Raw genomic sequence first — 10238 nt, forward strand, 5'->3', positions numbered from 1 at the left:
GCCTAGATAGCGCTTCACCGGCGGCGGGAACGTTGCTGGGGTTGGGAGCCTGAGAGGTTTTTGACTGCGAGATTTTCGAGGCAGGGTTGCATGGGGTTGCGCCGGTAGTGGTGTAGCGCTGTGTATGTTTTTGTCTTGTGCTGTTTGACAGATATGGAACTTGAAGAGATATGAGGGCGGTTTGGTTCATTTCGATGGATCGGCCCTTCACATATCGGCTCGCTAGGACGGCTTTATAGTTGTTCGATGATGCGGGTGTCAGCTTCACTGTTTTGCGGCTTTTGTTTTCTTTGGAGGACGAGAGCACAAAACGGAAAGAAACGTGGTGCGATGTAATGTCGTGTCATGTGATATGTGCTTGGGTTTGACGTCAAGGATATGGATTTCGGTCCATTTCAACTTGAGAGTTTGATCCTGGCTCAGAACGAACGCTGGCGGCAGGCTTAACACATGCAAGTCGAACGAAGCCTTCGGGCTTAGTGGCGGACGGGTGAGTAACGCGTGGGAACGTGCCCTTTGCTACGGAATAGTCCCGGGAAACTGGGTTTAATACCGTATATTCTCTACGGAGGAAAGATTTATCGGCAAAGGATCGGCCCGCGTTGGATTAGGTAGTTGGTGGGGTAATGGCCTACCAAGCCCGCGATCCATAGCTGGTTTGAGAGGATGATCAGCCACACTGGGACTGAGACACGGCCCAGACTCCTACGGGAGGCAGCAGTGGGGAATCTTAGACAATGGGGGAAACCCTGATCTAGCCATGCCGCGTGAGCGATGAAGGCCTTAGGGTTGTAAAGCTCTTTCGCTGGGGAAGATAATGACGGTACCCAGTAAAGAAGCCCCGGCTAACTCCGTGCCAGCAGCCGCGGTAATACGGAGGGGGCTAGCGTTGTTCGGAATTACTGGGCGTAAAGCGCGCGTAGGCGGATTGGAAAGTTGGGGGTGAAATCCCGGGGCTCAACCCCGGAACTGCCTCCAAAACTATCAGTCTGGAGTTCGAGAGAGGTGAGTGGAATTGCGAGTGTAGAGGTGAAATTCGTAGATATTCGCAGGAACACCAGTGGCGAAGGCGGCTCACTGGCTCGATACTGACGCTGAGGTGCGAAAGTGTGGGGAGCAAACAGGATTAGATACCCTGGTAGTCCACACCGTAAACGATGAATGCCAGTCGTCGGCAAGCATGCTTGTCGGTGACACACCTAACGGATTAAGCATTCCGCCTGGGGAGTACGGTCGCAAGATTAAAACTCAAAGGAATTGACGGGGGCCCGCACAAGCGGTGGAGCATGTGGTTTAATTCGAAGCAACGCGCAGAACCTTACCAACCCTTGACATGGGTATCGCGGGACGAGAGATCGTCCTTTCAGTTCGGCTGGATACCACACAGGTGCTGCATGGCTGTCGTCAGCTCGTGTCGTGAGATGTTCGGTTAAGTCCGGCAACGAGCGCAACCCACGTCCTTAGTTGCCAGCAGGTCAAGCTGGGCACTCTAAGGAAACTGCCGATGATAAGTCGGAGGAAGGTGTGGATGACGTCAAGTCCTCATGGCCCTTACGGGTTGGGCTACACACGTGCTACAATGGTAGTGACAGTGGGATAATCCCAAAAAGCTATCTCAGTTCGGATTGGGGTCTGCAACTCGACCCCATGAAGTCGGAATCGCTAGTAATCGCGGAACAGCATGCCGCGGTGAATACGTTCCCGGGCCTTGTACACACCGCCCGTCACACCATGGGAGTTGGGTCTACCCGAAGATGGTGCGCTAACCCAGCAATGGGAGGCAGCCAGCCACGGTAGGCTCAGCGACTGGGGTGAAGTCGTAACAAGGTAGCCGTAGGGGAACCTGCGGCTGGATCACCTCCTTTCTAAGGATGTTCGGCGCATGATTGTGCATCACCAACGCGCTCAAGTAGCGAAGCGGTAGCGCACAAAAATCATCGAACACTTAGCAGTGACTAGTCATAGTCACATATACGGACCGGACCGTCCTCATATCTCTTCAAGATGAAACTACGCAGGCCTACCGGTCTGAACTTTGGGTCGGTAGCTCAGGTGGTTAGAGCGCACGCCTGATAAGCGTGAGGTCGGAGGTTCAAGTCCTCCTCGACCCACCATCAACCAGGCCGGACAACTCAGGCGTAGACCTTACGGGGCCTTAGCTCAGCTGGGAGAGCGCCTGATTTGCATTCAGGAGGTCAGGAGTTCGATCCTCCTAGGCTCCACCATTACCCGGGCCAGCTTTTATGCCAGAACAGCGGCAGTTTCACCACATATCCCGATTAGATCATCAAGCCAGTGCGAGACGCGCAGGTTTGATCGTCCAATCGGACGCAATGAGGGTCCGCCCTCAGTTTACATCGTTTAGAGAGAAACATATCAGTGTCATGCTGACATCCCCGAGTGGGGGGAGGTCAGTGGTCGCAAGACCACAAAGCATGAGACTATCCAAGTCAAGTACACTAACCAACATGTTCTGAATCCGCACGGGTTCAGAGCGGGAAACGTACAATGCTTTTGGTTCAGATTGTGAGAGCGGGGGACACAAAAGGCCCCGTTCGTCAGAATGGCGGGCGTCGCAAGACGCTGCGCAGTTTGGCTCTTTCTGGATCAAATCAAGCGCGATAAGGGCGTTTGGTGGATGCCTTGGCAGTAAGAGGCGATGAAGGACGTGATACTCTGCGATAAGCTTGGGGGAGGTGAGAATAACCTTTGATCCCAAGATCTCCGAATGGGGCAACCCACTTGATATTCTGTTGTTGTTGCTTTGCAACAACGCACACTCCGTGCGGACCCTTGGTCCGTGACCATCTTCGATGGTCGGGGTTAGCGTTGAGGCTAGGCGATCATCAACGGGGTAAATCAAGTACTTTTAGGCTGAATACATAGGCTTAAAAGAGCAAACCCGGGGAACTGAAACATCTAAGTACCCGGAGGAAAGGAAATCAATAGAGACTCCGTTAGTAGTGGCGAGCGAACGCGGACCAGCCGAGCCTTGAGTGTGACTGGAACTGTCTGGAAAGACAGGCCATAGTGGGTGACAGCCCCGTACAGGAAGCACGATAGGACGTATCAAGTAGGGCGGGACACGTGAAATCCTGTCTGAAGATCGGGGGACCACCCCCGAAGGCTAAGTACTCCTTACTGACCGATAGCGAACCAGTACCGTGAGGGAAAGGTGAAAAGCACCCCGACGAGGGGAGTGAAACAGACCTGAAACCGGACGCCTACAAGCAGTTGGAGGGGGCATGACCCCTGACAGCGTACCTTTTGTATAATGGGTCAACGACTTGGTCTATCTAGCAAGCTTAAGCCGTTAGGTGTAGGCGCAGCGAAAGCGAGTCTTAAATGGGCGCATGAGTTAGATGGATCAGACCCGAAACCGAGTGATCTAGGCATGGTCAGGCTGAAGGTTGGGTAACACCAACTGGAGGGCCGAACCCACATCCGTTGAAAAGGATCGGGATGAACTGTGCCTAGGGGTGAAAGGCCAATCAAACTCGGAGATAGCTGGTTCTCCGCGAAATCTATTTAGGTAGAGCGTCATCCGAATACCCCGGGGGGTAGAGCACTGGATGGGTAATGGGGCCCCACAGGCTTACTGATCCTAACCAAACTCCGAATACCCGGGAGTAATAGATGGCAGACACACGGCGGGTGCTAACGTCCGTCGTGAAGAGGGAAACAACCCTGACCTACAGCTAAGGCCCCTAATTCATGGCTAAGTGGGAAAGCAGGTGGGACGACCAAAACAACCAGGAGGTTGGCTTAGAAGCAGCCATCCTTTAAAGATAGCGTAACAGCTCACTGGTCTAATCAAGTTGTCCTGCGGCGAAGATGTAACGGGGCTCAAGCCATGAGCCGAAGCTTAGGATGCGAGCAATCGCATGGTAGCGGAGCGTTCTGTTCAGTCCTTCTTGCGTCTTGTGACCCCCCAGGGGGTCAACGGACGCATCAGAAGGCTGCTGTGAAGCCGGCGCGTGAGCGACCGGTGGAGCGTTCAGAAGTGAGAATGTTGACATGAGTAGCGACAAACAGGGTGAGAGACCCTGTCGCCGAAAGTCCAAGGGTTCCTGCTTAAAGCTAATCTGAGCAGGGTAAGCCGGCCCCTAAGGCGAGGCCGAAAGGCGTAGTCGATGGGAACCTGGTTAATATTCCAGGGCCAGTGGGAAGTGACGGATCTCGAAGATTGTTCGCCCTTATCGGATTGGGCGGGCCGTTCAGAGGTTCCCGGAAATAGCCCCACATCAGACCGTACCCGAAACCGACACAGGTGGACTGGTAGAGAATACCAAGGCGCTTGAGAGAACCATGTTTAAGGAACTCGGCAAAATACCTCCGTAAGTTCGCGAGAAGGAGGCCCCGTCAAGACGCAAGTCCTGGCGGGGGGCACAGACCAGGGGGTGGCGACTGTTTATTAAAAACACAGGGCTCTGCGAAGTCGTAAGACGACGTATAGGGTCTGACGCCTGCCCGGTGCCGGAAGGTTAAAAGGAGGGGTGCAAGCTCCGAATTGAAGCCCCGGTAAACGGCGGCCGTAACTATAACGGTCCTAAGGTAGCGAAATTCCTTGTCGGGTAAGTTCCGACCTGCACGAATGGCGTAACGACTTCCCCGCTGTCTCAAACATGGACTCAGCGAAATTGAATTGCCTGTCAAGATGCAGGCTTCCCGCGGTTAGACGGAAAGACCCCGTGCACCTTTACTACAGCTTCACACTGGCATCAGGATTGCGATGTGCAGGATAGGTGGTAGGCTTTGAAACGAGAACGCCAGTTCCCGTGGAGCCATCCTTGAGATACCACCCTTCGCACTCTTGATGTCTAACCGCGGTCCGTTATCCGGATCCGGGACCCTGTGTGGCGGGTAGTTTGACTGGGGCGGTCGCCTCCCAAACAGTAACGGAGGCGTGCGAAGGTTGGCTCAGAGCGGTCGGAAATCGCTCGTTGAGTGCAATGGCATAAGCCAGCCTGACTGCAAGACTGACAAGTCGAGCAGAGACGAAAGTCGGCCATAGTGATCCGGTGGTCCCGAGTGGAAGGGCCATCGCTCAACGGATAAAAGGTACGCCGGGGATAACAGGCTGATGATGCCCAAGAGTCCATATCGACGGCATCGTTTGGCACCTCGATGTCGGCTCATCTCATCCTGGGGCTGGAGTAGGTCCCAAGGGTATGGCTGTTCGCCATTTAAAGAGGTACGTGAGCTGGGTTTAGAACGTCGTGAGACAGTTCGGTCCCTATCTGCCGTGGGTGTTGGAGACTTGAGAGGAGTTGCCCCTAGTACGAGAGGACCGGGGTGAACGATCCACTGGTGGACCTGTTGTGGCGCCAGCCGCAGTGCAGGGTAGCTATGATCGGACAGGATAACCGCTGAAAGCATCTAAGCGGGAAGCCCCCCTCAAAACAAGGTCTCCCTTGAGAGCCGTGGTAGACCACCACGTCGATAGGCCGGAGATGTAAGCGCAGCAATGCGTTCAGTTGACCGGTACTAATGGCTCGATAGGCTTGATTTGATCCAGTAACAACCAAACTGATCAACAATCAAAGCAACCAAAAGCATTGACCATATGGATAGTCGGGTGAACACAAAATTCACCCCACCGATACGTGTTTCTTCTCAGGTTTGGTGGCAATAGCGCGAGCAATACACCCGATCCCGTCCCGATCTCGGAAGTTAAGTGCCGCCGCGGCAATGGTACTGCGTCTCAAGACGTGGGAGAGTAGCTCACCGCCAAACCTGATAAGAAACACTCATAATCCTCTCAAAACGACACAAATACAAAAACACCATCGCGGGGTGGAGCAGCCAGGTAGCTCGTCAGGCTCATAACCTGAAGGTCACAGGTTCAAATCCTGTCCCCGCAACCATCGTTACTTGCCCAAAACGCCCACCAACTCGGTGGGCGTTGGCATTTGTGCCCACCCCCCCGTCACACAACGACAAAATCGCGCCAAGCTCCCCGCGGAGTTCAACCACATGGCCATTTGGCGCGTCCGGGTCGGGCCTCAGCGTCACGCTCTCAATCAGGCCGCGCAGAAGATCGGCCGCTTGCGCCCGTGCCTCCGGGGCATTCAGCGCCGCAGCCAGATCCGCCACCTTGCGGGCATAGCTCTCGGCCAGCCCGGGGTGGATTGCCACCGGTTCCGGATCGGGCAGGGCGGCAAGCCTTGCCTCCAGCCCCAATCGTTCCTCCTCCAGCGCGTCCATCTTCGCCTTCATGCTCGGGTGAAACATGCCTTCGGTGATCGCGGTCACGATGTTCTCGATATCGCGCAGCACCTTGGCGAGCCGCCGTTCCTGATCGCCCCGGGCGGCCAGGCTCTCCTGCCGCTCCTTCTGCATCTCCTGCTGCCAGGTCGTCATATACTCGCGGATCAGCTCCGGGTGCATCAGCCGGGTCTGGAGCCCATTCAGGACGCGGGTCTCGACGGCTTCTCGTGTGATGGTCTTGCGGTTGGAACAGGTGCCCTTATTGCGCGCTGATGCACAGCCATAGCGCGTGCTGCTGATCATGATATACCCCGCCCCGCAGCAGCCGCAGGTCAAAAGCCCTGACAGCAGGTAGCGCGGGCGGTGCGCGCGTTCGATCTTTGGCGCGCCGGGGTCTTCCGCCCGTTCGGTCAGGATATCCGCCCGGATCGCACCCTGACGGCGTTTGACGCGGTCCCAGAGATCATCATCGATGATGCGCAGATGGGGCACGTCTTCGGTGATCCAGTCCGTCTCCGGGTTCAGGCGCGCCTGGCGTTTGCCCGTATCAGGGTCTTTGATGAAGCGCTGTCGGTTCCAGACGAGTTTGCCAATATAGAGATCGTTATTCAGGATACCTGTCCCGCGCTTCCAGTTCCCGGAAATAGTCGAGAAGGACCAGCTTCCCGATCCTTTGCCGCCCGCGCGCGGGGAGGGGATGCCCTCTTTATTGAGTGCCATGGCGATGGTGCGGGCAGACAACCCCTGATCATAATCCTCGAAGATCCGGCGCACGATCGCCGCCTGATCAGGCTCGATCACGCGATCGCCCGTGGTGTAGGTCCCGTCCGGAAGGGGCTGGCGATCCAACCGGTAGCCATAGCTGATCCCCCCTGCGGATTTGCCGGCCTTAACCCGGCCTTCAAGGCCCCGGTGGGTCTTCTCCGCCAGATTGCGCAGGAACAGGGCGGACATGGTGCCGCCAAGCCCGATATGCATCTCCGAGATGCTGCCCTCGGATTTGGTGACAATCTCCACGCCCAAATACCGCATCCGTTTGTGCAGCCCGGCGATATGTTCCTGATCGCGCGACAGTCTGTCCAGCGCTTCTGCAACCAGCACATCGAACCGCCCCGCCATCGCGGCCTGTTGCATCTGCTGATATCCCGGACGCAGGTGACTTGCGCCCGAAAGTGCTTCATCCGTGAAGACCTCCACGACTGTCCAGCTGCGATCCTCGGCCAGCCTGCGGCAGATCCGCACCTGATCCGTGATTGAGGCCGCCGACTGCATGTCCGACGAATAGCGCGCGTAAATCGCCGCACGCAAGGAAAGGGTCTTGTTCATTGCTTCGTCTCCTGGTGTTCAGATCGCGCCTGTCGCGCTGATACGCGCGCCAGCAACCGGACCATCTCCACCAGCGCCGGGTGCGGCGGGGGCAGGGCCACTTCTTCCGAATGTGAATGCTCCGGATGAATCGCGCAGTGTCTTGGATGCGTAGCGGGTGCTGTTTCTTGCACCACGTCGTTCTTCGGAACCTTTTTGATCAGACAAAGGTGGGTTTGGGTGGGCGTACGGGGGGCTTTGACAAGCGATATCGCCATGTCACGCGCCCCCCTGCTGATGAACAAATCTTCTCCGATCGCGCATGCGCGGTTCCTCTAAACCCGTACGCTTTCGCGTCGCGAGATATGATGATATGAAGGACTAAGGTGGCCAGATCAGCCGATGCCCGATTGACAGGGTTATACATCATGATTCTCTCTTGTTCTCTCCGAAATTGCGGGGTTCCGTACGTATTTTGGGGATAACTAATTGTGGACAAAGAGATTTAGACCTTGACTGAGTGGATTGTTGCTTGCCCGATCCTGTAAGTTCGCGCTTGCGAAACGCGGCTGGTCCTCGCTGGGGGCATCAAAAACCACCACCGGTGTTCTGGGTTCATGCGCGCAACCTGGCGATTTTTAAACCTGCCGTCTTCATGTGCGCTGATCTTAACATGGTTTCCAGATACCCCTACCCAGTTTCGCGCTTGCGGTGCCCGCGCGGGGTGCCTGCGGCGCTTTTGTTTGGTTTGTAAGGTTGGGATCGGTTTTAGAGCCTGGGGGTGGTTGGGTTTTAGGGAGCTTGGGACGCAAAGAGCGGGGGAGCCGCCCCTTGGGCGGAGAGGAAGTGGGGCGCTCTCCGGCGCGCGTGGTGGATGCAGGTGTTTGGGTTTGGGGGTGTAGGCGTAGGATCGGGATCAAGGTCCGGACAGGGATTATGTGCCGCATGCGATTAATCGGGGGTGGGCGGGGTGTTGGTTCCAGCTGCATGTGATGGAAAAATGCGCGGTAGGTGGGCTGCGGAAGATCGGTGATCGCGGCAGCCCCCCCGGGCCACAGGTTGCCTGAACTCCGGACAAGGTGGACGGCCAGGACTGTCCAACCCCGCGCCACGCGCAAACTGTCTCAAGCTGCGCCTGACGGCGCCAATCCTGTCCGGACCGGGTCCGCCCATGTCACACCAAAACTACCCGCTTGGGCGCGCGGGCTGGCCGCACGCGCTTTGGGGTGGAAGTCCGGACAGCGCGATCGCGGGCCTCCTCAGGCCGCGAACGGCCGGACGATGTCCGGGTCGGGCGGGGTGTTGGTATTGTCGGCCCGGTCCGGCCCTGTCCGGACCTCGTGCGCTGTCCGCGCGTTCGCCTGTTCCGGAGTGATTGTCAGCAGGCGTGCTTCAGGGTGTCCGGCCTGACCATCGGAGGGGCTGACCACATCGCCCGTCACGCGGGAATTCTCCGCCACAGGGACCGGGGGGAGGAGCGCGCCAGTGGTCTGTGCGAGAGGGGTCTGTCCGGACACTGGTCCGGCCGCTGCATCCGGCACGACCTTTGCGACCAGCGCCTCCAGCTCGGGGCCGGCCAGCAATCCGGTCCGGACCAATGCCGCCGCCATCTCCTCCAGAACGGCCCGGTTGGTGTCCACAATCCGCAGGGCACGGGCCTGCGCCGCCTGCAGCCGGGCCTCGACCCGCGCGCGCAGGACCGGCTCGGCGCGCAGCCGGGCCAGCACCACCTCCGGATCGCCCAGCCAGATCAGCTCGTGGCCCAGTCCCCATGACAGCTCCAGCGCGGCCGCCGTCTGCGTGGCGCGCGCGAGATCGCTATTGGCGTCGCCACCCGCCCCGCCGGAGGGTTCCCCGAAGATGAGGATTTCTGCACCGCGCCCGCCGAGATCATTGGCCAGCGTATCGGCGATCTCATTGCGGCGCTGGCTGCGGCGCAGAAGTGCTTGCTGCGTCACTCCGCCACCGCCCTGAAGCGCCAGCATCTGCGGGTAGGCGATACCGGTCGCAGCTCCGGTGATGGCATGACCCGCCTCGTGAACAGCGACCTGCCAGCGGATCTCCTCCGGAACCGGCGGCCGCAGGTCCCGCAGCGTGGCGCTCAGATCGTCGCGCTTGAGTGGGCGCTTCGCGCGCCGCGCCCGCGCCCGCGCGCTCCGGACAAGGCCTGCAATGTCAGCCCCCGACATGCCGGATGCCTGCGCAGCAATGCCGGTCAGGTCCGCATCCGCCAGATCCGGCCAGGCCTGCCAGCGGATCGCGGCGGGGATCAGATCATGCGTCGGGTAGCCCAGATGCAGCACCCGGTCGAAACGCCCGGGCCTGCGGATGGCTTTGTCGATCCGGTCCGGATGATTGGTCGCGCCCATAATGACCACGCCCTCATGCCCCTCATACCCGTCCATGGCGGCCAGAAGGCCCGTCACCACATACTCGGTCCAGGTGCGATTATTGTCCCCCATCCGGTCGCGGTCCCCGACAGCGTCCAGTTCGTCGATGAACAGGATTGCGGGCGCAGCGGCCGCAGCACGGGCGAAACACTCCCGCATCGCCTTGATCACCTCACTCCCGCGGCTTCCCTCCGAGGACCAGTCGGCGATCGAGCCCGTGATCACGTTGATCCCCGCCGATCTGGCGATAAGGCGGGGAACTTCGGTTTTGCCGCTCCCCGGCGGGCCGGAGAGGAGGAGGCCGCGGGTGACGTCTTTCCACGCGATCTCGCC

General features: G+C 58.4%; 3 protein-coding genes, 3 tRNA genes and 3 rRNA genes. 6 read left to right on the forward strand and 3 right to left on the reverse strand.

Annotated elements, in window-relative coordinates; translation table 11 throughout:
• Window positions 1-268 (reverse strand): hypothetical protein (locus BG455_RS17490; RefSeq protein ID WP_218147544.1); only part of this gene is annotated, 268 nt, incomplete at its 3' end.
• 128 nt (window positions 269-396) lie between these two features.
• On the opposite strand from BG455_RS17490, the gene BG455_RS16690 reads away from it, so the two are divergent.
• The 6 genes from BG455_RS16690 (at window position 397) to BG455_RS16715 (ending at window position 5867) form a co-directional block, all read left to right on the forward strand.
• Window positions 397-1865 (forward strand): 16S ribosomal RNA (locus BG455_RS16690).
• A 172-nt stretch (window positions 1866-2037) separates the two neighbouring features.
• A tRNA-Ile gene (locus BG455_RS16695) sits at window positions 2038-2114 on the forward strand.
• Between the two features lie 35 nt (window positions 2115-2149).
• Window positions 2150-2225, forward strand: a tRNA-Ala gene (locus BG455_RS16700).
• Window positions 2226-2610: 385 nt separating this feature from the next.
• Window positions 2611-5512 (forward strand): 23S ribosomal RNA (locus BG455_RS16705).
• Window positions 5513-5621: 109 nt separating this feature from the next.
• Window positions 5622-5736: ribosomal RNA gene (gene rrf / locus BG455_RS16710) — 5S ribosomal RNA — on the forward strand.
• Together the 16S, 23S and 5S rRNA genes with 3 tRNA genes alongside form the textbook arrangement of a ribosomal RNA operon.
• 54 nt (window positions 5737-5790) lie before the next feature.
• Window positions 5791-5867, forward strand: a tRNA-Met gene (locus BG455_RS16715).
• Here BG455_RS16715 and BG455_RS17010 read toward each other — a convergent pair.
• Entirely contained in the window at window positions 5824-7536 is a 1713-nt protein-coding gene (locus BG455_RS17010) for a recombinase family protein (protein ID WP_084386554.1), read from the reverse strand. The two genes, BG455_RS16715 and BG455_RS17010, sit on opposite strands and share 44 nt — an antisense overlap.
• 1238 nt (window positions 7537-8774) lie before the next feature.
• Window positions 8775-10238: AAA family ATPase (locus tag BG455_RS16735; RefSeq protein WP_143079951.1), on the reverse strand; the 1464-nt coding region annotated here is incomplete at its 5' end.

This window comes from Roseinatronobacter thiooxidans, assembly GCF_001870675.1.
Classification (GTDB): domain Bacteria; phylum Pseudomonadota; class Alphaproteobacteria; order Rhodobacterales; family Rhodobacteraceae; genus Roseinatronobacter; species Roseinatronobacter thiooxidans.

Coding starts and splice junctions, on each gene's coding strand:
- BG455_RS17010 (WP_084386554.1), bottom strand. CDS start 7,536: ATGAACAAGACCCTTTCCTTGCGTGCGGCGATTTACGCGCGCTATTCG.